This window comes from Bariatricus sp. TF06-38A (assembly GCF_027690675.1).
GTDB classification, from domain to species: domain Bacteria; phylum Bacillota; class Clostridia; order Lachnospirales; family Lachnospiraceae; genus Allocoprococcus; species Allocoprococcus comes.
In genome coordinates, this window is the sequence record NZ_JAQFCE010000012.1 from 44,851 (window position 1) to 70,687 (window position 25,837).

Annotated in this window: 23 protein-coding genes; 14 read left to right on the plus strand and 9 right to left on the minus strand. The window is 42.2% G+C overall.

Annotated features, from left to right (window positions below):
• Window positions 1–126 precede the first annotated feature (126 nt).
• The 6 genes from PG418_RS10485 (at window position 127) to PG418_RS10510 (ending at window position 5,953) form a co-directional block, all read left to right on the plus strand.
• Entirely contained in the window at window positions 127–1,326 is a 1,200-nt protein-coding gene (locus PG418_RS10485) for a sirohydrochlorin cobaltochelatase (protein ID WP_055247979.1), read from the plus strand.
• Between the two features lie 23 nt (window positions 1,327–1,349).
• A complete protein-coding gene (locus PG418_RS10490; RefSeq protein WP_022220058.1) occupies window positions 1,350–1,880 on the plus strand; it encodes a hypothetical protein in 531 nt (176 codons plus the stop codon).
• Window positions 1,881–2,065: 185 nt separating this feature from the next.
• A complete protein-coding gene (locus PG418_RS10495; RefSeq protein ID WP_008368773.1) occupies window positions 2,066–2,335 on the plus strand; it encodes an FmdB family zinc ribbon protein in 270 nt (89 codons plus the stop codon).
• Between the two features lie 460 nt (window positions 2,336–2,795).
• Complete coding sequence (locus tag PG418_RS10500) at window positions 2,796–3,320, plus strand: C-GCAxxG-C-C family protein (protein ID WP_022220060.1); 525 nt, start codon at window positions 2,796–2,798, stop codon at window positions 3,318–3,320.
• Window positions 3,321–3,367: 47 nt separating this feature from the next.
• Window positions 3,368–4,288 (plus strand): TDT family transporter, encoded by a 921-nt coding sequence (locus tag PG418_RS10505; RefSeq protein ID WP_055247981.1) that lies wholly within the window; start codon window positions 3,368–3,370, stop codon window positions 4,286–4,288.
• A 414-nt stretch (window positions 4,289–4,702) separates the two neighbouring features.
• The gene (locus tag PG418_RS10510; protein WP_055260452.1) at window positions 4,703–5,953 is read left to right on the plus strand and encodes a saccharopine dehydrogenase family protein; all 1,251 of its coding nucleotides are present in this window, start codon (window positions 4,703–4,705) and stop codon (window positions 5,951–5,953) included.
• A gap of 107 nt (window positions 5,954–6,060) precedes the next feature.
• On the opposite strand, the gene PG418_RS10515 is transcribed toward PG418_RS10510, so the two are convergent.
• Window positions 6,061–6,936, minus strand: coding sequence for a LysR family transcriptional regulator (locus PG418_RS10515; RefSeq protein ID WP_008368761.1), 876 nt, complete (start codon window positions 6,934–6,936; stop codon window positions 6,061–6,063).
• Window positions 6,937–7,221: 285 nt separating this feature from the next.
• Between PG418_RS10515 and ilvD the strand changes: the two genes are divergently transcribed.
• From ilvD to PG418_RS10535, 4 genes are all read left to right on the plus strand, one after another.
• On the plus strand, window positions 7,222–8,904 hold the full coding sequence (gene ilvD / locus PG418_RS10520; protein ID WP_008368759.1) for a dihydroxy-acid dehydratase: 1,683 nt from the start codon (window positions 7,222–7,224) through the stop codon (window positions 8,902–8,904).
• A gap of 31 nt (window positions 8,905–8,935) precedes the next feature.
• On the plus strand, window positions 8,936–9,922 hold the full coding sequence (locus tag PG418_RS10525; protein ID WP_022220061.1) for an ornithine cyclodeaminase/mu-crystallin family protein: 987 nt from the start codon (window positions 8,936–8,938) through the stop codon (window positions 9,920–9,922).
• A gap of 120 nt (window positions 9,923–10,042) precedes the next feature.
• Window positions 10,043–11,428, plus strand: a complete 1,386-nt coding sequence (locus PG418_RS10530; protein ID WP_055260372.1) for an alanine/glycine:cation symporter family protein — start codon at window positions 10,043–10,045, stop codon at window positions 11,426–11,428.
• A 13-nt stretch (window positions 11,429–11,441) separates the two neighbouring features.
• Window positions 11,442–12,785, plus strand: coding sequence for an MATE family efflux transporter (locus PG418_RS10535; protein WP_055247987.1), 1,344 nt, complete (start codon window positions 11,442–11,444; stop codon window positions 12,783–12,785).
• 100 nt (window positions 12,786–12,885) lie between these two features.
• On the opposite strand, the gene PG418_RS10540 is transcribed toward PG418_RS10535, so the two are convergent.
• Window positions 12,886–13,806 carry an aldo/keto reductase gene (locus tag PG418_RS10540; protein ID WP_022220063.1) on the minus strand — a complete coding sequence of 307 codons (921 nt, stop codon included), beginning with the start codon at window positions 13,804–13,806 and terminating at the stop codon, window positions 12,886–12,888.
• Between the two features lie 330 nt (window positions 13,807–14,136).
• Here PG418_RS10540 and PG418_RS10545 point away from each other — a divergent pair, with 330 nt between their 5' ends.
• Genes PG418_RS10545 through PG418_RS10560 form a run of 4 tightly spaced genes read left to right on the plus strand, consistent with a single transcriptional unit; the run spans window position 14,137 to window position 20,293 of the window.
• Entirely contained in the window at window positions 14,137–15,402 is a 1,266-nt protein-coding gene (locus PG418_RS10545; RefSeq protein ID WP_055260369.1) for an NBR1-Ig-like domain-containing protein, read from the plus strand.
• Window positions 15,403–15,449: 47 nt separating this feature from the next.
• Complete coding sequence (locus PG418_RS10550) at window positions 15,450–17,228, plus strand: FHA domain-containing protein (RefSeq protein WP_498837367.1); 1,779 nt, start codon at window positions 15,450–15,452, stop codon at window positions 17,226–17,228.
• Window positions 17,135–20,023, plus strand: coding sequence for an FtsK/SpoIIIE domain-containing protein (locus tag PG418_RS10555; RefSeq protein WP_498837368.1), 2,889 nt, complete (start codon window positions 17,135–17,137; stop codon window positions 20,021–20,023). Before PG418_RS10550 ends, PG418_RS10555 begins: the two co-directional genes overlap by 94 nt.
• A 12-nt stretch (window positions 20,024–20,035) precedes the next feature.
• Window positions 20,036–20,293, plus strand: coding sequence for an EsaB/YukD family protein (locus tag PG418_RS10560; RefSeq protein WP_055155510.1), 258 nt, complete (start codon window positions 20,036–20,038; stop codon window positions 20,291–20,293).
• A 243-nt stretch (window positions 20,294–20,536) separates the two neighbouring features.
• On the opposite strand, the gene PG418_RS10565 is transcribed toward PG418_RS10560, so the two are convergent.
• The 7 genes from PG418_RS10565 to PG418_RS10595 all read right to left on the minus strand — a co-directional run bounded on the left by PG418_RS10565 (window position 20,537) and on the right by PG418_RS10595 (window position 25,820).
• Window positions 20,537–21,730 (minus strand): site-specific integrase, encoded by a 1,194-nt coding sequence (locus PG418_RS10565; protein ID WP_002610375.1) that lies wholly within the window; start codon window positions 21,728–21,730, stop codon window positions 20,537–20,539.
• Window positions 21,731–21,810: 80 nt separating this feature from the next.
• Window positions 21,811–22,014: an excisionase gene (locus PG418_RS10570; protein ID WP_002610370.1), complete on the minus strand. Its 204-nt coding sequence runs from the start codon at window positions 22,012–22,014 to the stop codon at window positions 21,811–21,813.
• 409 nt (window positions 22,015–22,423) lie between these two features.
• The gene (locus PG418_RS10575; protein WP_002610366.1) at window positions 22,424–22,675 is read right to left on the minus strand and encodes a helix-turn-helix domain-containing protein; all 252 of its coding nucleotides are present in this window, start codon (window positions 22,673–22,675) and stop codon (window positions 22,424–22,426) included.
• Window positions 22,659–23,099 (minus strand): RNA polymerase sigma factor, encoded by a 441-nt coding sequence (locus PG418_RS10580; RefSeq protein ID WP_002610364.1) that lies wholly within the window; start codon window positions 23,097–23,099, stop codon window positions 22,659–22,661. The genes PG418_RS10575 and PG418_RS10580 overlap by 17 nt, the downstream gene beginning before the upstream one ends.
• 492 nt (window positions 23,100–23,591) lie before the next feature.
• Window positions 23,592–24,089, minus strand: a complete 498-nt coding sequence (locus PG418_RS10585) for a hypothetical protein (protein WP_002610362.1) — start codon at window positions 24,087–24,089, stop codon at window positions 23,592–23,594.
• A 22-nt stretch (window positions 24,090–24,111) separates the two neighbouring features.
• Window positions 24,112–25,140, minus strand: coding sequence for a sensor histidine kinase (locus PG418_RS10590; RefSeq protein WP_002610358.1), 1,029 nt, complete (start codon window positions 25,138–25,140; stop codon window positions 24,112–24,114).
• A complete protein-coding gene (locus tag PG418_RS10595) occupies window positions 25,137–25,820 on the minus strand; it encodes a response regulator transcription factor (protein ID WP_008727270.1) in 684 nt (227 codons plus the stop codon). Before PG418_RS10595 ends, PG418_RS10590 begins: the two co-directional genes overlap by 4 nt.
• Window positions 25,821–25,837: the final 17 nt, after the last annotated feature.

The following is a 25,837-nucleotide window of genomic DNA, read 5'->3' on the forward strand; positions in this document are numbered from 1 at the left end:
TTTTTTGTACGCCCTCGTTAAATTTAGATACGGGGGATTTTTTTGTTTACAAAAAATATGCTGTAAAGTGTAATGAATATCATTCCGATTCCTGAAAGTATGACAAAAAAGTCAGGGAGGATCAAGATGAAGAAACGAGTATTAGTAGCATTACTGGCAACAGCACTTACGGTGTCTATGATGACTGGATGTGGAAGCAAGAAGACAGAGGACACTTCTTCTACAAAGACAGAAGAAACATCCGAAGACAGCGATCAGGAGGCAGCAGACAAAGTGGCAAAGCTGATCGATGACATTTATGTGCAGGAAAGAACAGACAAGACAGATGAACAGTGTAAGGCTGCAAAAGAAGCCTGGGATAAGCTTACTGATGCACAGAAAGAACTGGTAGAAGGCGAGAACGCTGATCCGGATTATTTTGGAAGGGATACAGGCGATGCATCGAAAGATGATCCGCTGAACGAAGATAACATCGGAGAAAATGAAATTCTGGTTGTAAGCTTTGGTACATCTTTTAATGACAGCCGTGCAGAGGATATCGGTGGTGTGGAAAAAGCACTTCAGGCAGCATATCCGGATTGGTCTGTAAGAAGAGCATTTACAGCACAGATCATCATCAACCATGTACAGGCCCGTGATGATGAGAAGATCGACAATATGGATCAGGCACTGGAAAGAGCAGTCGACAACGGGGTTAAGAACCTGGTCGTACAGCCGACACATCTGATGCATGGTGCCGAGTATGATGAACTGACAGAAGCAGTTGAAAACTACAAAGATAAATTTGAATCTGTAAAAATTGCAGAACCACTTCTCGGTGAAGTCGGAGCGGATGAAACAGCGATCAATGAGGATAAAGCAGCTGTTGCAGAAGCAATTACAGCAGAAGCTGTAAAGACAGCTGGATTTGACAGCCTGGATGCGACAAAAGAAGAGGGAACCGCATTTGTATTTATGGGACATGGAACTTCACACACAGCAAAGATCAGCTATTCACAGATGCAGACACAGATGGAACAGCTTGGTTATGAGAATGTATTTATCGGAACCGTAGAAGGCGAACCGGAAGATACCGCTTGTGAAGCAGTAATTGAAAAGCTCAAAAATGCAGGATACAAGAAAGTAATCCTTCGTCCACTGATGGTTGTAGCAGGAGATCATGCAAACAACGATATGGCAGGCGATGATGACGATTCTTGGAAGAGCCAGTTTGAAGCATCCGGAGTATTTGACAGTATTGATACACAGATTGCAGGTCTTGGTGAGATCGATGCGATCCAGCAGCTTTATGTGGCACATACACAGGCTGCAATTGATGCAGAATAAATAAAAAAAGAGGGATTTATAAGATGAAAAAGAAACTGTTAGTATTGGTATTATCTGCTGTAATGGCAGTGGGAATGATGAGCGGATGCGGTGCAAAATCAGACACATCAGATACGAAAGCAAAGACAGCAGAAAGCTCTTCTGCTAAAGAAGAGGAAACAGAGGAACAGACAGAGTGTGAGCTTGAAGACGGAACCTACACAGCAGAGTTCAAGACTGACAGCGGAATGTTTCATGTAAATGAAGCGAATGACGGAAAAGGAACACTCACAGTAAAAGACGGGAAAATGACGATCCATGTCAGCCTGGTTTCTAAGAAGATCGTCAACCTGTTTGAAGGAACATCCGAAGATGCACAGAAAGATGGTGCAGAACTTCTGGAACCTACAACAGATACGGTAACCTATAGCGACGGTGCAACAGAAGAAGTTTATGGATTTGATATTCCGGTTCCTGAACTGGATAAAGAATTTGATGTGGCTCTGCTCGGAAAAAAAGGAGTCTGGTATGATCATAAGGTAAGTGTGACCAATCCGGTGAAAGTCGAAGAATAATTGAAGATAAGTGAAAGGACTGTTTCCCTGAGAAATGGGAAATGGTCCTTTTTTTTCTTGGGCATGAACTGGATAACACTATACTTTTATATGTCAGATAGTGTATACTAGGCAGTAGAAGATCATACAAAAGAGAGAATGTTTTGTATATAAAAACTAAAATGTGGAGAGGAAGTTAAAATACGATGTACTACGTACCAGATGGCACAAAAGAGTGTGGATTTTATGAATGTAAAAAATGTGGAAACCGTTTCTTATCCTTACAGACAATGAACCGGATCCCATGTCCGGAATGTGAGGCAGAGATCGACTATGAGATCGGACCAGACGAATCCATGGAAGATGCTCTGGACACGGCAGAATTACTGGAAAAGATCATCGGTGAAGAAGAAGTAGAGAAAATGGATGGACTTCTGAGTCTTGCAATTACCGGTGGAGACTGTAACTGGATTTAATTTTCGGTTAAAAGTGTTGAATGGGTGGTTAGGAAAAACAAACGAAGTGTGTTATAATAGAAATATGAGTAAAAGAGGGAGAAAATAGATGGATATTCATGATTTGAAAATATTTCTGATGATCGCACAGGCGTGCAGTGTTTCCGGAAACACGTACAGGAATGGCTGCAAAAGATACGCTCAGGAGAGATTACACGATAAGAAAAAAGTTGATAAGTAGTAACGAAAAGTTGCGGGTAAGTCACAAATTATACAGAATGCATGAAAAAGCGGAGTATAGTTTGTGCCTTTTTGTCTACAATTCCATGGAAATAGATGATGACTATAATAATGGAATATTTATAGAAAAATTAAATTTGAATAAAATGTATAAAAGAATATAATGGTAATACATGGATGCTGGCAAAATATACAAATAATCGTGCTGGCACAAATATATTTTTTACAGGAGGATTTGAAAATGAATATTGGGGTAACAGAAATCAGTCCAAGAGAGGTGCAGAGAAAGGCAGAGAAATGTTTTAAAGATGGATATTACTGCTGTGAAGCTCTGGTCAGCACGATCCGCGATGAATTCAAACTGGATGTGCCGAAAGAGGTTGTAGCTATGGCATCCGGAATGGCAGTAGGAGCAGGAAAATCAGGATGTGTCTGCGGTGCATTTAACGGAGGAATTCTTGCACTTGGAATGTTCTTCGGCCGTACCGAACAGGATGGACCGACCAACCCGAAGAGTATCAAATGTATGGAGCTTACGCACGAGCTTCATGACTGGTTCAAGAAGGCAAATGGTAAAAATGCAATCTGCTGCAGAGTTCTTACAAAGGAATTCAATATGGGACAGGGTGAACACAAAGAACAGTGTATCTATTTTACAGGACTTTGTGCATGGAAGGTAGCGCAGATCGTCTGTCGTGAGCTTGGTATCAAGAATCTGGATGAAATTGATGAACCGTGCGAAAGAAGAAAAATTGCAGATATCTAAATAAAGTGGTAACGACAGCCGCTTGATGAGAGAAAGGGAAAGAAACAATGAAAGACGTAATTAAGAAAGTACCGATTCCGCTTTGCGGAGTCATGCTTGGCGCGGCAGCACTTGGAAATCTACTTCAGAGCTATTCAGAAGGAATCCGTTATGTATGCGGTATATTCGCAGCATTTCTTCTGATACTGGTGCTTTTGAAGCTGATCATGTTCCCGGGAGCAGTGAAAGAAGATATGGGAAATCCGATCATGGCAAGCGTATCAGGAACGTTTCCGATGGCACTTATGATTCTCAGCACTTATGTAAAACCGTTTATCGGAAAGGCAGCTTATTACATATGGCTTCTGGCAATCATTCTTCACATCATTCTGATCATATACTTTACGGTGAAGTTTGTTCTGAAACTTCAGATGCCAAAAGTATTTGCAAGCTATTATATTGTATATGTAGGAATTGCTGTAGCGGCTGTTACAGCACCGGCTTATGAGCAACTTGGAATCGGAACCGCAGCATTCTGGTTTGGATTTGTAACACTGATCGTACTTCTTGTACTTGTAACCTATCGTTATGTGAAGTTTAAAGAAGTGCCGGATCCGGCAAAACCGCTGATCTGTATCTACGCAGCACCGACCAGCCTGTGTATTGCAGGTTATGTACAGTCCGTAACACCGAAATCATACGGTTTCCTGATGGCAATGTTTGTAGTTGCAACGGTTATTTATATTTTTGCCCTGGTAAAAGCAGTGGGATATCTGAAGATGCCATTCTTCCCAAGCTATGCAGCCTTCACATTCCCATTTGTTATCAGTGCGATCGCAACTAAACAAACTATGGCATGTGCAGCAAATATGGGACATCCAATGCCATTTCTTCAGTATGTAGTTCTGGTCGAGACAATTATTGCAGCAGCACTTGTTGTTTATACTTATGTTCGTTTTATGGGGGCTATTTTCGGAGGAAAGAAATAAAAGATTTGACCGGACAGATAAAAAAGGGTAAACTTAAATTTATCAAGAATATGTCGGATGAGGGACGTCCTAGACACCGCAAGGGGCCGAAGAAGCAAAGCGTAAGGTAACATCTTCCTTTCGTGGAAACTGACAGGCAAAAAGGAAGGCGACCTGACGAATCTTTGGAGAGTGTGCAAAGAAAGCACCGCCTACGAGGCTAGAACCAACTGGTAAAAGGACAGAGAAAACAGATGAACGATTTTTTTCGTGTATCTGTTTTTTTCTGCCCTTTTTATATGGGCACTAATATGAGATGAGACTGTTAGCAGGCAGTACGTGGTGGCATACAGAAGTATTATCCGAGGAAGAAGGGAAAGGGCATTTTTTGAATAAAATTTGACAGAAGAAAAAGAAAAGCTGGAGGAAAAAAAGATGAGAATGATGCTTGTAGGAGCCGGTGCTGTCGGTGAAAGTATTTTAAAAGTAATGCAGTGGAGAGACCAAAAGGGAGAATGGCTGAAATATGTGCTGGTCTGCGACTATGATCTGAAAAGGGCAGAGGAAGTTGTCGGTATGATGAAGGGGGATTCCCGTTTTGAAGCTTCTAAGATTGATGCGACAAATACAGAGAAAATGGCAGAACTGATCCGGGAGCATAAGATTGATTTTGTGATGGATGCAGCGCCGCCTTTTGCAAGTAATATGATTTTTGACGCTGCATTTAAAACGGGTGCAGATTACGGAAGCATGGGAACCTGGTCGGTTCCGATGGAAAATCCGGCTTACGGACTTGGTATTGAGAACAGCTATACTGAACCGATGACAAAATACAATTTTGACCGTCATGAAGCCTGGAAGAAGCAGGGGAATATGGCTGTGATCTGTATGGGAATCGATCCGGGTGTTGTAAATGTATTTGCAAAATACGCGGCGACAGAGCTTTTGGATGAAATAACAGAAGTTCATGTAAAAGACGGCGGAAATCTGTCTGTTCCGGGTGCAGATCCGGATGACATTATGTTTGGATTCAACGTGTGGACCGTGCTGGATGAGGTAATGAACCCGAATGTTGAGTATGATAAGGAGAAGGGCGGATTTATCGTAGAAAAAGCATTTGCAGGGCAGGAAGTCTATGAGATGCCGGAAGGAGTAGGAAAAAATACCCTGGTAAAGGTAGAGCATGAGGAAGTTGTGACGATGGCACGCTACTTAAGCCAGTATGGATTGAAAAAGGCAACCTTCAAGATCAGTCTTGATGAGAATCTGATCACGGCACTTAAGGTGCTGGATAAGCTGGGACTTCGCAGTATCAAGCCGGTGCAGGTAGGGGATGTGAAGGTAGTTCCAAGAGATGTGGTTGCAGCCTGTGCACCACAGCCAAAAGATATCGGAGATGAGATGACCGGAAAAATGCTGGTCGGAGTACAGTGTATCGGAAAGAAAGACGGAAAGGAAAAAGAATACTTCTTGTATCAGCCATTTGATAATCAGGAGTCTATCGAAAGATGGGGAACCCAGGCTGTTACCGCCCAGACAGGATTTGGAGCAGCACTTGCACTGGAGCTGATCGGAAGAGGAATCTGGAAAGAAGCTGGAGTCTATGCACCGGAATATTTTGATCCGAAACCATACCTTGAATTAATGAAAGAAAGTGGTTATAAATACGGAATTATAGAGAAATAATCTGGATGCGCTCAGAGATGGTCTGAGAAAATAAACAAAATAAAGTTACGCGCAAAACGGTACAAAGTCATAGAAGAACTTTGTACCGTTTTGTGTGTGACAGGAAATCAGATCAACTTACACTCTTTGGCCCATTTGGTGACAAAGGTAAGAAACTTATCAAGTGCAGGAGAGAGTTCAGGTGTATCCAGATAGGCTACGGACAGATTCCTGCGGAAGTGTTCGGTAAAGGAACGGACACAGACGTTGAATGGAATATTATGAAGCAGAAGTTTGGGAAGTACAGTGATGCCAAAGCCCTGTTCCACCATTTTAATCGCAGTATAGTCTTCATTGATCCGAAATCTTACGTTAGGCGTGATATGGTTTAATCGGAATAATTTTCCGGTTTCATAATCAAAATCATCGGCGGAGAGAACAAAATCCTGTCCGTCAATATCGGCAAAAGATACCGTCAGCTGATCGGCAAGAGGATGGTCCAGGGAAGTAACCAGAACCAGTTCGTCGGTGCCGACAGGCAGATTTGGGAAATCCTTTGCGACATATTGCGAAACAAAGATACAGTCCAGTTCTTTTTTGCGAAGCTTTTCCGTCAGGTTCTGAAATCCGTCAACATAGAGCCGAAAGGTGATATTCGGGTATTCGGCAGAAAAATTTTTCAGTACTCCGGGGAGCCAGTTATAGGCAATGCTCTGCACCGTTCCGATGCGGATAAAGCCACTGTCCAGATTGTTGATATTTGAGACGATCTGATCGATCCGTGTATTGGCGGAGCGGATATGCATAAGTTCTTCAAAGATGGGTTCTGTTCCGGGAAGTGCTTCCATTCCGTTTTTTGAACGCTTGAACAGCTTAAGACCAATCTCTTTTTCATAATTGCGAATGGTCTGGCTGACAGCTGATTGTGTGTAGTTGTGTTTTTGAGCAGCTTTTGAGATGCTCTGATTCTCATAGACATCAAGAATCACATCGTATTTAGACATGATGAAACCTCCCGTGGTGTTGATAAACAATGCTCTTTTACTATCTTACTTAATATAAGGAAGATAATCAATATCCGTGGGATTTTATTATAAATTTTTTTAAAATCAAACATAAGAAAAAATGAAAATATAAGCGCAAATCAAAGAGTTAACAATGTATTAAGAAAAAGTGAAGTCTGATATCAGTTTTACAGACTTTTCAATGACCGGAAACTGGAATAGCATAGAACAGGGGAATGAAATTCAAAGGAGTTTAAGTGTATCATGAATTAAAGGAGAAGAATAATGGGATACAATTACTGGAACGGAACAGAAGCGGCACACCGCCGTGTTATGATGAAGGCGGCGGGATATTCGGATGAAGATATCCGTCAGAAACCGCATATCGGAATACCGAATTCTTACATGGCAGGTTCTCCCGGAACTGCGCATCTTCGCCAGGTGACAGAAGCTGTAAAAGAGGGAATCTGGGCAGCAGGAGGAATCCCGGTAGAATTCGGAATCCCGGCTACTTGCGGAAATGTGGCAAATGGTGCGGATGAGATGAAGTATGAGCAGGTAGGAAGAGATATCGTGGCAATGTCCATCGAATTTGTATCCAGAATACATAATTTCGATGCAATCTGCTGTGTGGCATCCTGTGATCTGATCATTGCCGGATGTTATCTGGCAGCATGCAGACTGGATATTCCGGCCCTGGTAGTGACCGGGGGATCAATGCAGGCCGGAAATTACTGCGGGAAGACAGTTGTAGAGGCAGATCTGGATGCGGCAAGATTCTCAGGTGCTTCCGAAGCTGAGTTATTTGAAATGGAAGAAAGCGTCTGCCCGTCATTCGGTGCCTGCCCGTCCATGGGAACAGCGAACACGATGCAGATGTTAGGTGAGGTGCTGAACCTGGTTATGCCGGGAACATCTACAATTCCGGCATCAGATAATGCAAGACTTCGTGCTGCAAGAACAGCAGGAAAATACATGGTACAGCTTGCCAGGTCCGGAAAGACACCAAAAGATCTGATCACCAAAGATGTTCTGGAAAATGCGATCATGTTTGATATGGCAGTTGCAGGATCAACCAATGCGGTACTGCATATCCTGGCATACGCATATGAACTTGGTATCAAGCTTACACTGGCAGATTTTGAAAAGTATGCGAAGGAAATTTACTGCATCAATGCAGTGATTCCAAGCGGACCGTATACAGTTGTAGATTTTCATTATGCCGGCGGTGTAAAGCAGGTCATGAAGCAGCTTGCCGGTAAAATCCATACCGATGCGCCGACGATTTACGGGGATACAACTTGGGGTGAACTCCTCGATTCTGTGAAAAGCGCGCCAAATAAAGTCATTCATTCGCTGGAAGATCCTGTAGCAAAAGAACCGGGACTTAAAATCATGCGGGGAAATATTTCTCCGGCAGGGGCGATCGTACGTCCGACAGCAGTATATGAAGAAGTAAAATACATCAAAGGTGCGGCAAAAGTGTATGAATGCGATCAGGATGCATATAGAGCCATTATGGCAGGTGAGATTGTTGCGGGGGACATTCTTGTTATCCGCTATGAAGGCTGTAAAGGAGCACCGGGTATGAAAGAGCTGATGCTTAGTATCGATGCGCTGATCGGACTTGGACTTGATAAAAAGGTCGGGCTTATCACAGACGCGCGTTTCTCCGGATTCAACTACGGAGCAATCGTCGGACATGTTTCTCCGGAAGCTTATGACGGCGGTGTGATCGCTTTGATCGAAAATGGTGATGAAATTGAGATGGACATTGCAGGGGGAACCGTCAATCTTCTCGTATCCGATGAGATCTTAGCAGAAAGAAGAAAATCCTGGGTACGTCCGCCGCTTAAGCAGCAGAAGGGTGTTTTAAATATTTACGCACAGAACTGCAGACCGGCAGAAGAAGGCGGTGCAATGCAGCCATGGGCACTGGATGCAGACTACGGATATCATCACGAATAAAAGTATTGGTATGGATAAGGAGAGAACGGGTATGTTATTGCTTTCAAAAGAGGATATTAAAAGTGTAATTACAATGAAAGATATGATCGAAGCGGATAAGCAGGCATTTAAGATGGTTGTCGATGGTACGGTAGATACACCACTTCGTACAGTCATCAATGGAAAATATGACGGCGCATTTCTGTTTATGCCGGCCTATGCTCCGGAATTAGATGCAGCAGCCATGAAGGTGATCAACATTTTTCCACACAATATCGATAACAATCTGATGACATCACCGGCGCAGACCATGCTGATCGACGGAAAGACGGGATATGTGATCGCGATGCTGGATGGAACTTATGTGACACAGCTTCGTACGGGGGCCTCTTCCGGTGCAGCATTTGATCTGCTTGGAAAAAAGGAATGTAAAAAAGGTGCAATGATCGGTACAGGGGGACAGGCAGCAGCTCAACTTGAGGCAATGCTCGCAGCAAGAAAGCTGGAAGAAGTAAAGATCTTTGACCTGAATGAAGAAAGATGCAAAGCATTTGCCGAAGAAATGCAGAAGGGACTGGCTAAATACGGTGCAAAAATCATACCGGCCAAGGATTCAGATGACTGTATCGAAGATGCAGATCTTATTATCACAGTGACTCCTTCCGCAAAACCGGTATTTGACGGAACAAAGGTAAAAGCCGGTGCAACCATCAGCTGCGTAGGTACTTATGAGCCCCATAAGCATGAGCTGGATCCGGCAGTTTTACCGAGAGCATCTAAGATTATCTGTGATTCAAAAGAGGCGGCGCTTTCAGAGACGGGGGATCTTCTGATTCCGATTGCAGAGGGAATCATTACAGAAGAGGATGTGCTTGGAAGTCTTGGAGATGTGATCAATGGAAAGATCAAAGGACGTGAAAATGACGAAGAAATTATCGTATATGAAACTGTAGGAGTTGCTGCGCAGGATCTGGTAGCAGCAAAAGTGATTTATGATAAGGCAGTAGAAGCCGGAAAAGGACTTCGCTGGGGAGAATAATCTAAAAAGAGGATGTAAATACAAAAAACACGGAATATTTCCGTGTTTTTTGTATTTTAAAGAATAGCTTTGTGATAAGATAAATGAGAACAATAATTTAAAGAAAAGGAAACAAGAGAAATGCTAACTACATGGATTCAGGCAGTATACCAATTTTTATGGGGAGATCTTTTAAGGATACCACTTCCGGGAGGCTCCTCTTTTGGTGTGTCACTGCTTATTATTTTGCTGATTCCCACAGGAATCTATTTTACGATCAGAACAAGATTTTTGCCGGTTCGTCTTTTTGGCGATATGGTTCGCGCACTTACCGGGAAAAAGAAGGAAGATGGCAGTCTGTCGACTTTTCAGACACTGATCGTCTCAACTGCAACAAGAGTCGGAATGGGAAATCTGGTAGGAGTAGTCGCTGCCGTTTCCGCAGGCGGTGCCGGTGCGGTATTCTGGATGTGGATCACAGCGATCATCGGTTCTTCAACTGCGTTTATCGAGGCAACACTTGCACAGCTTTATAAAGAAAAAGATCCGCTTTACGGAGGCTACCGCGGAGGTCCGGCATATTATATGCATCATTATGTAGAGAGACGGACAGGAAAGACAAAGAAACATGTCTGTATTGCGGTGCTCTTTGCAATCTCAGGGCTTATCTGCTGGGCCGGGATCAGTCAGGTGATCAGTAATTCGGTTGCATCTTCTTTTGAAAATGCATTTGGGATTCCGCCAATTTTTACGACGGTGATTCTGGTAGCCGTTGCGGCAGTGATTGTACTGCGAAAAAATGCCACAGTAAAGGTGTTGGATATTCTGGTTCCAATCATGGCAGTCTGTTATTTTGTGATTACGATAGTCATTATCTTATTGAATATCCGAAGCCTTCCGGGTGTATTTGAGCGGATTATCCAGGAAGCGTTTGGAATCCGTCAGGCAGCAGCCGGAGGGTTCGGAGCAGTTCTTATGAATGGTGTAAAAAGAGGGTTATTTTCCAACGAAGCGGGTTCGGGATCAGCACCATGCGCAGCTGCGGCTGCAGAATGTGATACGCCTGTAAAAGCAGGATTTATACAGGCATTGGGTGTATTTATAGATACAATTGTGATCTGCAGCTGTACGGCGATGATCATGCTTCTTGTGCCGGAAAAGATGATAGCAGGACTGGAAGGAATGGAGCTTTTGCAGACAGCAATGAATTATCATCTCGGTAAATTTGGCGTGATCTTTATTGCGGTTACGTTGTTCCTTTTCAGCTTTTCAACGTTTCTTGGAATCCTGTTTTATGCAAGAGGAAATGTGGCATATCTTTTAGGGGATAAGTGGTGCTGGCAGACAGCATATAAAATCCTCGCACTTGTGATGCTCTTTATCGGAGGAATTGCGGCTTATCATATTGTATGGGATCTTGGTGATGTGGGAATCGGACTTATGACGATTTTTAATATTGTGACTTTGTATCCTATGGGTGGAGAGGCACTGGAGGAATTGAGGAAGTACGAAAAAAATAAACAGTAGGAGAAACTGGAGAATGTCAAAAGATGAATATTTAATTACAGATGCGCCTCTTAAAGCATTAACTGTTTTTGCAATGCCTATGATTTTAGGCAGCTTTTTTCAACAAGTATATAATATGGCTGATTCTATTATCGTAGGTCAGTTTGTTGGTTCGTCTGCACTGGCGGCAGTCGGTGCCTGCGCTGCACTTACGAATGTCTTCATTTGTATAGCATTGGGTGCCGGTGTAGGTGCAGGAGTGCTCGTGAGCCGTTATTTTGGAGCCAGAGATTATAGTAAAATGAAAACAATCGTGTCAACATCATTGATCAGCTTCCTGATTCTAAGCGTACTTCTGGGTATATTTGGCTTTTGTTTTTCCCATTCGATGATGAGTTTATTACAGACACCTGCTGATATACTGGATGAAGCAGTACTGTACCTTCGTGTTTATTTTGTGGGATTTCCGTTTCTGTTTATGTATAACATCCTTTCAACGATGTTTACCTCGATCGGTGAATCAAAGATTCCATTGGGACTGTTGATATTTTCTTCTATTTTGAATATTTTTATGGATCTCTGGATGGTGGCCGGACTTGGTTTGGGGGTATTTGGTGCAGCTCTTGCAACCCTCATTGCGCAGGGGATTTCGGCAGTGTTTTCACTTTTGATTTTCTTTAGCCGGATGCGTCGATATAAAAGTCATTTTGACTGGTTTGATGGGAAGGAATTGCATTCCATGCTTCGGATCGCTGTGCCATCTGTTCTTCAGCAGTCTACAGTGTCAATTGGCATGATGATCGTACAGGCAGTTGTAAATCCATTCGGTACACAGGCACTTGCCGGTTATTCGGCAACGATGCGGGTAGAGAACGTTTTTTCACTGATTTTTGTATCCATTGGAAATGCAGTTTCACCGTATGTTTCCCAGAATTTTGGCGCAAAGAAAATGGAACGTATCAAAAAAGGATATCATGCGGCACTTGTGTTGGATTTATGTTTTGCAGTTCTTGCTTTTATAGTCATTGAAACGCTGCATACCCAGATTTCCTCGTTATTCCTGGGGAAAGACGGAACCGCCCTGGCATATCAGGTGTCCGGGGATTATATGAGATGGCTTGGTTACTTTTTCATTTTTATGGGTATCAAGATGGCAACAGATGGAGTCCTCCGTGGACTTGGTGTCATGCGCCCGTTTCTCGTTGCCAATATGGTAAACCTTGCAATCCGCCTGACAGTTGCTTTGATTTTTGCACCTCGTTTTGGTATCGAATTTGTCTGGCTTGCCGTACCGGCTGGCTGGTTTGCCAATTTTGTGATTTCCTATGTGGCACTTAGAAAATCGTGGCCAACTGATAAAGCAGCTTCAGTTTGCTAACTGTCTGTTTATTCCGGAAATAGAATTACCCGCACCAACGGTGCGGGTAATAGCATAAGTCAGCAAGAATATAAAATCAGAAATATAATGCCGAAAATCCTTATGGAAGCGGATGCCCTGCAGCCAGGTACAGCTCATACCATTCTTCGCGAGTCAGTGTTATCTCACATGCTGCGATAATTTCTTTCAGGCGGCTTTCGCTTGCAGTTCCGGTAATGATTTGCATATTTGCCGGGTGACGTAAAATCCACGCAGCCGCAATGGTAGTGTCGCTGACATTATATTTTTCAGCCAGTACATGAAGCTTTTGATTCAGCTCCGGGTATTCGTCACTTCCGAGAAAGCATCCTTTCCATGCCGGCATCTGAAATGGTGACCAGGCCTGGAGGGTGATATCATGGAGGCGGCAGTAGTCGAGCAGACTTCCGTCGTGGTCAATTGAACCGGGGGTTTCCATATTGACTTCCATGCCATTTGCAACAAGATTGGAAACCGGAATGCTGAATTGAACCTGGTTGACAACGAGCGGTTGGCAGACATACTTCTGCAACAGTGCAATCTGCATCGGTTTGTGGTTTGAAACACCAAAATGGCGGACCTTTCCGCTCTCAAACAGAACATCAAATGCGGCAGCAACCTCTTCCGGTTCTACGAGTGCATCCGGACGGTGAAGCAGCAGAAGATCGAGATAATCTGTCTGAAGCCGTTTTAAAATACCATCGACGGATTTCAAAATGTGCTCTTTTGAGAGATCATAACAACCTTGCCGGATGCCGCATTTTGACTGCAGGTAAATATCTTCCCGTTTCAGGGATGGATCGCCGGCAAAGGCTTCGCCGAACACAGTCTCACTCATACCTCCGCCGTAGATATCCGCGTGATCGAAGAAATATGCGCCCTGTTCCAATGCAGAGTGAATGAAATGGTTCATTTCCTCCTTCGATTTTTCAGAAAGTCGCATGCATCCGACTGCAATGGAAGGAATTTTTTGCAAATGATTGCCTAAAATAGTTTCTCTCATGATAAAAATCTCCTTTGTAATGATTTGATATTCGCGGAATTTTTCCGTAAAGCAAGTATGGAAGAAGTCCGGAAGTACAGAAATAATAATTGTTATACTTTTGACCATAGTATCATCATATCATAGAAGCGCACTCGAGAGTCAATGAAAAAAAGATAAAAGACGAAATTCCTACGAACTGTGAAATTAAGCAGTTTGTAGGAATTTTTTTGGAAAAATTTACAACCCAAAAATCAATGTAAATACAACCTTATAATGTTAAAATAAATATGCATATTCAACATATTTGTTGAAAAATAATGGTGCTTGAATAAAGGAGGGACAGCCGGAATGAATTTAAAAGAAGTTTATGAGATTTTTTATCCGGGCAAATGTAAAGAAAATCCATCTGTGTGGAATGTTCCCCCAAAATACCGTTCGAAAAAAGATTTTTTTGAAGAACTTCTTCCAATGGAAATACGATGGATCAATTTTAAAATCTGGAATGATAAAGCACGAAGAAGCAGATTTTTTTCGAATTGTAAAGGAGAAACCCGATATATTGCATCATTACGCACATTTTTATTTGAACAACCATGGACTATCTCGAGGATAGAAGGAAAAGCGAATGAGCTTTTGAGTGGTCAGATTTCCGAAAAGGTTATGAATGAAAGATTTTTACGGATTGTAGAGAAAGAAGGAATCGAGATTTCGAGGAAGCTTAGATCATATTTGTTTGATGACGAGACAAATCAGTTGAAAACAAAATGGGGGAACGTACTGACGTTTTATGTTCTACTGGCTATTTTACCGGAAGAAATTAATCAGATTTACGTACAGTATTTGTATAATCAAGAACAGAGTGCGCAACTTAAGGGAGAAGAGGAGAGTAATGGTGTAGCAATAAAAGATGCTGCATTATTTCAATATGAATATCCACCGGATATGAGCATTGTATCGCCGGGAGAAAAAATAAATCATACATGGGTAATCAAAAATGTAGGGGATACTCTATGGGAGAATCGATATTATGAATGTAATCAGTCTATGATGGAATTAGATGAAAAAAACAGAATTCTTCGGATTCCGAAATTTGTTTACCCGGGAGATAAAGTGTCTCCAAGTGTATCATTTTATGCACCGGACAAACCGGGAACTTATGTCATGAACTGGAAAATGAAGGATAGCAAAGGAAAGATTGTTTTCCCGGATAAATTGGGAATAGGATTGCATTTCATGGTAATGGATTTTGAAGAGGATAAAGCAATCCGGGGTGAAAATTATAATGTAATAGAAGAAATACCTCGACTTTCTGCCCCGATTATTGCAGGGAATTTGTATTCTCACACCTGGATTATTCAAAATACAGGAATGACTATTTGGAATGAGTATTATTTGGAGTGTATCAACGGAGATAACTTTTCTTACGTGAAAAAGGAATTATGCGTACCACTTAAAGCGCATGTTATGCCGGGGGAAAAAATCTCTGTCAAAGTGGAATTCGCAACGCCACCGATAGAAGGTATCTATACCATGGTCTGGCAAATTATGAAGAAAGACGGAACACCGGCGTTTGCAAAAAACAGGAGGCTGGAGGTTCTGTTGAATCTGATATAAAAGATGTCGGAAACCATTTGTTTAGAGGAAGGAATCAGAGGAACAGTATGAGTTATGTAGTTACAATTTTCACTGAAAAGCATTTATATCGGGTGAATATTGAAGAAGGAACAAAATATACCATTGGATCTGGTGAAAAAGATGCATTTCCGATGTCAGAGCTTGGCGTAGACGGGCAACTTGGGATCTGTTTTCATGCAAAAAAACAAATCCTGAAGTTGAATGCAAAAAAAATCCCTTTGTCAGTAAAGGAAATGAAAGAAGAAGCTAAGTTAGTTAATATTTGTGAATTTCCGAAAATAGAAGTAAGGTTTACCAGGGATACTGGAGAATATTCAGAATCATATCCTATTCCTTATGAGTGTCAGATTCATATCGGAAGATCTAAAAAAAATGATATTGTGTTAAATGATTCTTATGTGAGCAGAAATCACCTGTTCATTACATCTGAAAGAGGAAAAATACGAATAGAGGATTTAGGAAGTAAATATGGCACTTATCTGAATGGAAGTCCCCTTAAAAAGGCAATGCTGAAATCCGGTGATGAAATTGATATTTGTGATTTGCGTATTATTTGCAAAGAGAACACTTTATATTTTTATAATCTTCATGAAACACCGGAACTCAAATATCAGAAAGAGATAAATCATCCGGGGATGGCGACGAATATTGTTTCTATGCAGAAAGGGTATCCGGTATACCATCGTTCGCCGAGAATCAGAGAATCCTTGCCTGTGGATGAGGTGAGATTGTCGCATTTACCTAATAAACCACAAAGATTTTCTATCAGGAAAGCCAACTTTTTGCCACTTTTAAGTAGTGGTGCCATGGCGGGAGCTTCGTTTGCAATGTCGAGTTTTTCTCCTGCTATGCTTGCTATGCGTGCAGCAATGATGATTTCCCCTGTTGGAAGCCTGATTGGAAATAGCAATAAAAAAGCACGTAAGATGCTTATGGTCGAAGAGGAAGAACGTTTCCAGAAATATGCGGACTATATTGCAGGAGAAAAAGCGCATATTCATGCTATCGGAAAAAAACAAAAGGAAATCATAAACCAGGAGAATCCTTCGCCGGAAATATGCGAAACAATTCTGAATAAGATGTCGACTTCTTTATGGGAGAGAACAGCGACAGACTCTGATTTTCTGCAGGTCAGAATGGGTGCCGGGTATGCCCCTCTTTGTGTAGATGTAAAGCCGCCTACAGATGTAAACGATTTCCATATGGAAAGGGATGAACTGGAGGAGCTGACAGACCGTATTATACAGGAGACTCATTTGGTAGATGATGTCCCTGCCAGACTGGATCTTTTAAAGTATAGTTCTGTTGGTGTGATCGGAAACAGGGGCAAGGTGACAGACTTATTAAAGAATATACTGGTTTCGCTTTCTACATTGCATTTTTTCAGAGATGTTCGTATTGTAGGCGTTTTTGATCCGGAAGAAGAGGAAGAATGGAAATCTTTGCGCTGGCTTCCTCATATCTGGGACGATGAATTGCAGACCAGATATTTGAATTTTGATCCGCTTACAGAAGAATCTCTTGCAAGTCTTTCGCTGAATAGTGAAAAAGGATACGTAGATTCTTATGCTAAATTCCGTGAGAAAGTAAACAGTATCATTGCAGAACGAAAGGATCCGGATTTTCAGGCGAAGTGGAAAAATGGGACGAGTCCGATTCCGCATTATATTTTTCTTTTCGCTTCCAGAAAAAAACGGAGTGCTTTTTATCAATGCTTTCCGAAAATGATCCTGCTATGGGGATATCAACAATCTTTTTATATGATGAACAGTATTATCTGCCGAATTTCTGCCAGTATATTGTAAATGTGGATGATCCGTATGATGACAGAACGGCCACCGCTTTTTATAAATACAGAGCAGATGAGAAAATGTGGTTTACCATGGATCAGCCGATTCCACAGAGAAAGTTTGATGCGTTTTGCAGACAGATGTCGGCTATCGAGGTTGAAGATGCTGTCAAGGGACAGATCCCGGTTTCGCTTACCTTCCTGCAATGTATGGATACAAACAAGGTACGCGACCTGAACGTGCTGGAAAGATGGAAAAAGAATGATAGCGCTGTGAATATCACTGCGCCGTTAGGGGAAGGTGAAGGCGGCAAGCTGTTTTCATTATCTCTTCACAGACACTGTTCTCATGGCCTTGTCGCAGGTATGACAGGATCGGGAAAGAGTGAACTGCTTATTTCATGGCTTTTATCTATTGCATGTAATTATCATCCGGAGGATGTTTCATTTGTAGTGATTGATTATAAAGGCGGAAGTACGGCAACATCGCTTGAAAAGCTTCCACATGTCTGTGGAATTATTACGGATGTTGGCAGTGGGATTGACAGATGTTTTCAATCGCTGGAGCATGAGCTGAGGCGAAGAGAAGCCATTTTTGCTTCGGTAGGTGCAAAGGATATCAAGGAGTACATAAAAGGATATCACAAGGGTGAGTTTAAAGAAGCGGTGCCAAGACTTCTGATCGTATTTGATGAATTTAAAGAGCTGATCAAGGAAAGACCGGTTGTCAAAAAAATGGTTGACTCCATAGCTGCAAAAGGAAGTTCTCTGGGCGTACATCTGATTCTGGCTACCCAAAGTCCGGCAGATGCAGTAGATGAGGGAACCTGGAATAATACCCAATATCAGATTTGTATGAAGGTGCAAAATGCTGCCGCCAGCAAGGTGATGATTCATGAACCGGATGCGGCGATGATTACACAGGCAGGAAGAGCTTATGTAAGAGTCGGAACCTCCGAAAAGGCAGAAATTTTCGCGTTGATCCAATCCGCCTGGTCCGGAGCTCCTTATCAGGAAAATAAAGAGCAGGGTGCTTTGGAAGTGCGCTATGTAGAAGTAGATGGATCGCGTATCAAAACAGTAGAAGAAAACCACACCCGATTTGTTTCGGATAAGAAAGAAATTGAGGCAGTGATAGCTTATATAGCAAGAACAGCAGAAGCGGCAGGTATAGAGAAGCAGCCATCGCCGTGGAAAACAGAACTTCCAGATCTCTTTAGCTGGAAGAAACTGCCGGTTGAGGGTGGCTTTGACGGAGAAAAATGGGAGATGACAGATGCTCCTTGGTTATCAGTGCCGATAGGTATTTTTGACAGACCGGAGCTTCAGGTGCAGGGAATACAGTATATGGATTTCCTGAAGGAAGGCAATTTCGGTGTTTTTGGAAGCTCGCAGACAGGAAAGACATCATTGCTTCGGACGATTGCAACATCTTTATGCCGTATGTATTCTCCGCGGGATATGCATCTTTATATCATTGCGGATATGGCAGGTATGGAGGCCTTCCCGCAGGTGGGAGGCGTTGTGGGATCCGGACAGGAAGAGAAGCTGGGTAAGCTTATAAATATGCTGATCAGTTTCCTGAATGAGAGAAGAAAAATCTTCAATCAGGAGAGAGTGGATTCTCTGAAAGCTTACCGGGAACTGGTTAGTGAAGAGATGCCGGCTGTTTTTGTTTTGATTGATCGCTTCAGTGGTATTCTGGAATCGAACCAGGATTATAAAGACATATTTGTCCGTCTTTTTAGCGAGGGTCCATCAAAAGGAATCTATTTTGTTTATACAGGTGTGAACAATACAGGCGTGCCTTATAAGCTGACGGCAAATGTTTCTGGGGCTATTTCTTTCATGCAGTCTGACCGAAGTGAATACAGCACTTTAATAGGACAGGTGAGAGAAGCAAGATTGCCGGACAGAGTAGGTAATGCTCTGATTAAAGTAAATCAGGAACTGATCAATTTCCAGAAGGCAATGTATGAACCTGGAGAAAATGATAAAGAGCGTGAAATGGCTTTGAAAGCAGAAGCAGAGGGCATGACAAGAGCTTGGAAAGGAAAACCTGCTTTGAGAATACCGGTTCTTCCGGAAAGCATTTCTGTGAAAAGTATGGCAGATCTCAGCAACAACGAGCAGGGAATTGCCGTTGGACTGGATGCAGAAAGCATAGAAGCGGTTCATGTAATGCCCGGAGAAACGACGGCAATGGCAGTTACCGGAAGAGTTGGATGTGGAAAGAGCGCAATGCTTCGCAGAATAGGAAAGATGGTACTGGAAGTGAATGGAAATACACTTTTATATTGCCTGGACTCAGAAAGAAAATCTCTGGCGGACTTGCAGGAGAAGGGAACTGCTTATGCGCAGCTTTCAGAAACTGAGAAAGTACAGGATTTATTTTCCCAGATCTTCAAAGAACTGACAGATCGCATGCGAAAAAGAAAAGAAGCTGCGGTCGAAATCACGGAAGAACCTTGGATGATCCTGCTTATCGATGACATAAAAGAATGCAGCAAGTTACCGGATGATATACAGCTGCAGTTACACAGGATTATGACAAAGACAAAAGGTTATGGCGTGCTGGTCCTCTGTGGAATCCGTCAGGGTGATCTTTTCAATTTTTATACGCAGGATCAGCTTGGTGTGGACCTCAAATCTTCCGGTGTTGCTCTTGCTTTGTCAGATACGGCAGTGCATTATGAAGGCTTTTATAAGAATAATTTTACGCAAAGCCAAAGAAATGCAGAGCTGGAAAAAGGCTTTGGAATCTTTTTTGCAGGCAATGGCAGCAAGAAGATCAAGTGCATAGATAGTTAGGAGGATGGGAAGATGAATCGAATCATAGTCACAATAAGAATAAAGCAAAAAAAAGAATATGATTTGGAACTTCCTGTAAATCAGAAGATCAAAGACTTGATGCAGGATATTTCAGATTCTCTGGAAGGACTGGATCCTTTGGCATCGTTTGACCCGGAACAGGTCAGTCTTGTGGATCAGAGGAATGGAAGAAGATTAAACGCAGAGAATTCCTTGTCGGAAGAGTGTGTATGGAACGGAGATATCCTGGAAATACAGGGATATAGATAGAAGAATGTATCTAAAATAAAGAGATTACGAAATAAAACGATCTTAAAAACGATGTATGTTTTTCCATTAAAATTAGATATGAATTTTGATTATCTTTTTAGAAGTTCTTATATGCCGGTATAGCCCGTATTTACAGGCTTTTCCGGCATTTTTCGTATCGGAAGAAACTCACATATATTTTTATATCCGCTTAGGTTTTTGCTTTCAAAAGTAGTAAAGAAGTAGTAAAACCTTGATTTACTACTAAGCTGCTATCCGCAGCATTTCAGCTTTTGCGCTGTCGAAAGTAGCGTGTGCGTAATAGTTCAGCGTCATAGTAATGTTGGAATGTCCCATAATGTACTGTAATGCTTTCGGGTTCATTCCGGCATTTGCCATGTTGGTACAGAACGTATGACGTAAGGTGTGCGGTGTCATTACTTTCGGTAGAGCTTCCTCATGGTACTTGTTGTACTTCTTTGCAAGCCCCCTAAACATACCGTCATAATTGGTAGCTGTTTTCGGGTAGCCGTCCCGGTTGAGGAAAAGGAAGTTGCTGTAACCGTCAATAGTAACAGCTTTTGCACCCCTGCGCCGTTTCAGCACTCGGTTAAATGCTTCATATACTTTTTCGCTCATTGGAATTTGACGAATACCGCTTTTCGTTTTTGGTGTTTCAATGTAATATCCTGTTTCCGCACTTCTTAAAAGTTGGTGGTCTACATTGATTATCCTATTCTCAAAGTTAATGTCAGTATCGGTCAGCCCGCAAAGTTCAGAGATACGAAGCCCTGTCCCAAGCAAAATAATAAGCTCGTCATAATACTTCTGATAAACTTTGTCATTTTGAGCAAAGGACAAAAAACTTTCTTCCTGCGCTGGTGTTAGCGGAACCTTTGGTTCTGTATCATCTTCAATGACAGTGTTTAACTGGAAGTCAAAAGGATTTTTCCTTATGCAATCGTCCTGTATCGCTGTGTAAAAGGCAGCTTTCAAGGAACGCTTGTCATTACTGATAGTCTTATAGGAAATTCCTTTTTCTTTCATGCGGATTGCCCATTCTTTCGCGTCGGACAGCTTCACGCTGTCAATCGGGCAGCCCCCAAGTTTATCTTCTTCCAGTAGCTTCATCAGCCGCTTGCGTCCGTTTTTCGTATTGTACCTTACATTTCCCCGGTGGCGTATCTGCTTTGCATAAAGTTGGCAGACCGTCATTTTCTTGCCTATGGTGTCTATCCCGTCGTCAAGGTCTTTCTGTATCTCTTTTACCTTTTCTCGTAGGGATATATCCTCACGCTTTCCGGCAGGGGTCTTGTCCGTAGGTACTAACTTCCACGCATACACAAACTGCGGATTACCAAAGGTATCTATATATTTGTAAGCATATCTTCCGTCTTTTCTCTGGCTCTCTCCCGACCGCAAAACTCGATTTTTGCTGTCACGTCTTTTCTTTGACATTTTTCAATGCTCCTTTCCAAGACGGAAAGAGCCTTGATATGCTTATCCCATTATAGCACATTCAAGGCTCAATTTCACTATCAGATTGTGTCTATGGTATCAATCATTTTTTCAAACTGTTTGCGCTTGATTTGAATACGGTTGCCGTTCATAATAACCCACCCGGCGGCAGGATTTTCCTCGGCTAATTTACGCAGCTTGTTTTCTCCGATACGGAAGTATTTAGCTGCTTCATCTATCGTAAGCGTGTATTTTTCCCAAATAGGCACGTCGGCGTTACTCATAGTATCGTCCCCCTTTCAATATTAGGAAAAGTGAATAGTAAAAGGGGCTTTAATCGGACGGCTGTTAGCACAACCTCGCGGGAGTTCCACCCCTGCCCGTTAAGGCAGCTCTACCCAATGCCTGCGACGCTTTTAACGCTCGGACTATGGCTATAAAGGCTTGTCTACCCTTAGTGCGTGTCGTCGCCCACAAGCCGCTACACTTGTTCCCCGGCGTGGTGGTGGTCGCTCGACTTTCTCCAATAGAAGAAAAGCGTCATGGCGCACCTGCCGTATGGCTCAACGCAAAAAGGACGTATCCGATTTGCCCTATACTGCGTCGCCGTTATCTTGCGTCGCTTTCTTTGTCAAAGAGCAAGTAAGGTCAAGTCAACAGGCAGCGGAAAGAGGGACGCTGCTTGTGGTTATCTCAAACCTTGAATGAAAGGACAGCCCGCATAAGACGCGAACGCAAGCGGTCGCGTATATCCTCATCTATGCCCCAATAGATATTTCCGCGCTCATCACGCAGCTTTCGCATAGACAGGGACGCTATGTAGCTTTCGTAATGCTGTACGACAATGTTCATAGCTTCCGGGTCGCCCTTAGTAGCGGCTATGATTACCGGGTAAGGCAACAAGCCGCGTTCGTCCTGTTCTGATTTACTAATCTGTGCAGTCATAGGCTTTTTCCTCCAAATAGCGTTTTAACAGCTTCATTGAGCTTGTCCGGCGGGACTGTACCGTTGTCCTTGACAGATTACAAAACTTTGCAATCTCGCGTTCGCTCATGTCAAAGAAATAATACAGCAGTACGGTTTCCCGCTTTTCTTCCGGCAAACTGTGCAGGGCTTCGGCAAGCAGCTTCGCAGTAATTTCTTTGCCGCCGACAACGAAAGACTGTTCTGCTTCATCATCTGCAAAATACTCGTCGCAGACGTAGAGCTGTTTTTCTTCCAGTGGCGACAGGTCAGAAAAAGTAACCTCGCGTAATTGTCGCTGCTTTGTGTCCCTGTGGGCATTCATAGCTTCTCGCTTCAACGCCAGTTTGCAAAAGCCGTTAAAAGCACAACGGATTTGCCATTGGGTACGAATAGGCTCGTTCATGTTCTCACCTCCTTTCGCTGCCGCGAAAGCGGTGGAGTTTGAAATGTCCCCTTTCGTAAACCCTCAAACCAACGCACTTCAAAATGGACGTTGGTTTTAGAAATTTTTTGAAAAAGTTTTTTGATAAAATACAAAATGCGCCCGTCTGCAAATTGCAGACAGGCGCAAAGGAATTATCAAAAGTATATGTATGATTTGTGAGTTCATCTATGTAGCCAGAATAACCCGTTGGCGGGTAATGGCTTTTTTTGATAACAGTCTATTAGGGCATAGGAAAAAGGACATGACGATACCTCCTTGATACCGCCATGTCTTTATCTAGTAGGAGAGTTATCGTTAGAATTTAGATAGATAAAAAGAAACGGCGGCTCTGAAAATCAAAGCCGCCGAAATAGAATAGGCGCGTGAAAACCTGTCTGCGTTGCGACGGCTTTTTTTCTTTGCCGTCGTCCGGCAGATGTTCTATACTATGTCAATTTCAAAAATTTCTCATTATCCTTTATTACTTTTTTGTTTTGTCTTATGTAAAAGCAGGATAACCAAAACAGAAATAGCTATACTGCATAGAATATATGTCCAATTAAAATATGATAGATTTATTAAATTCTGTGCTGATTGATTTTTAATGAAGTTTGTATATGGTGCGTTACTCTTAATCGCTTCCATAACTCCTACAACATTTATCGGTCTTAAATTGTATAAGTACGCACCAAATAAATATATTGCTGCTTTTTCAACGACCGACGGTATTAAAATAGCCAATGCAGCAAGCCATAATTGACATTGCTTGTGGGATTTCTGTAAATATAACGCCCCAAAAAGATAGGGCAATATCGCAAGGCAACAGCCCAAGAGGACAATATTCTGATGAAGCCCAAAGAGGGCAAAGAATATGCGGATAAAAAGATACGTTCCAAATATAATTAACCAATCAATGAGCAAGCTTTTTATTGGCGTGTGCTTTTTTACTATTTCATTCTGTAACTGCATTTCACTACCTCCCAAATAGACGTTACACTTTTGGAAACGTCAAGGTTACGGTTGTTCCACCGTATGAATTGTTTTTAAGCTCCACCGTGATAAATAAGTCAGTTGCCATTTTCTGAACAAGGTATAAGCCCATACCTGTAGAACGACTAAGGTAACTGCCCGTATCTCCGGTAAACCCCTTGTCGAAAACAAAGGGTAAGTCAGACAATGGTATGCTTGTGCCGTTGTCTTTGATAGATAAAGAAATCTGTTCACTATTCATACTATCAGCTATGGAAAATATGAGCCGTGGGGCAAGGTTGTTTCCCACATATTTCACACTATTACTGATTATCTGTCCTAAAATGAACATCAGACCTTTTTTGTCAGAAATCACTTGATAATCGTTTTCGGTATATTCAATAGAAAATCCGGCTTCTTCAAGAAGCGTTAAATTATCTTCAACTGCTTCACGGCAAGTTCCAAGAATTGAAAGCGACTCAAAAGAGTAATCCTTATGTGTAGCCCCAAGCCTTGAAAAGTATAGAATTTGTTCTATATCCTGTCGGGTATGGTCGCGTACATAAAGCATACGAGTATGAACCAAAGGGGACATTTCATCTTTTCGATTATCCAGTAGCAAGGTCATAAGGGATAGTGGTTTTTTGATTTCATGCACCCAATTTTCAACATAGTGTTCATAGTCTGTAACTGTAATTTTCTGTTCGTTGATATATTCTTGCTGCGTCCTCAAATGTTTTCCCAATTCACAGATAAGAGGGCGTATTACAGCGGGAACAGCTTCACACAGTAAGTATTCGTTGGTATCGTCCGGCTCTAATAGAAAACGCCGAAAAATAGCGTCTGCCTTGTTACGTTTTCTGATTGATATAGCAAGAGGAATAGCAAGTGCGGCAAATGACACAAAAATTATCAATGCAGCATAATTTATAAAATAATCAGGGTTAGCCAACCAAGCAAGAAATATAAAGAACAAGTCCAAACAGGCAAGTGTAATAATCCATACCCGGTTAGAGGAAATATAGATTAAAAGTATTTTCAACTTATTCATAAGCGCACCTGCTCTTTCAAGCGGTAGCCTTGACCGCGCACTGTTTCTATACGTTCTTCAAGCCCAAACTCCCGAAGCGTTTTTCGCAGCCGAGTAAAATTTACTTGTAATGCATTTTCGTCTATAAATTCTTCTGTTCCCCATAGTCTAATGCATAATTCTTTTTTAGAAACAATCTTAGGGCTATTTTTCAAGAGAGCAAGTAATATTTTTCCTTCGTTCGGTGGCATAAGGTAAGAGCTATTCCCTACATAAATTGTAAAGGTATTCGGGTCAAGTAAAAAACCACCTCCATCAAGTAACCCTTGCTGTACCTGTTCTTCTTTACGTCGAAGAAGATTTTTAATTCGGGCAAGTAAACGTGACATATTACAAGGTTTTGTTAAATAGTCATCAGCCCCCAAGTCTAATGCGTGCAGTTCGTCCTGCAATTTATCTCTTGCAGTCAATACGAGTACCGTACCAATCTGTTTAGCTTTCAACTCTTTACATATTTCAAAACCCGAACGAAAGGGAAGATTGATGTCAAGCAAAATTAAGTCGGGAAAATATGCTGCTATTTCTGATACTGCGTTTTCAAAATCCGATAATCCAATCGTATCATATCCCGATTTTTCTAATAAGTTCAACAGTTCTTCTCGCATATAAACATCATCTTCAACCACAACTATCTTTGCCAATATGTCCGCCTCCTTTC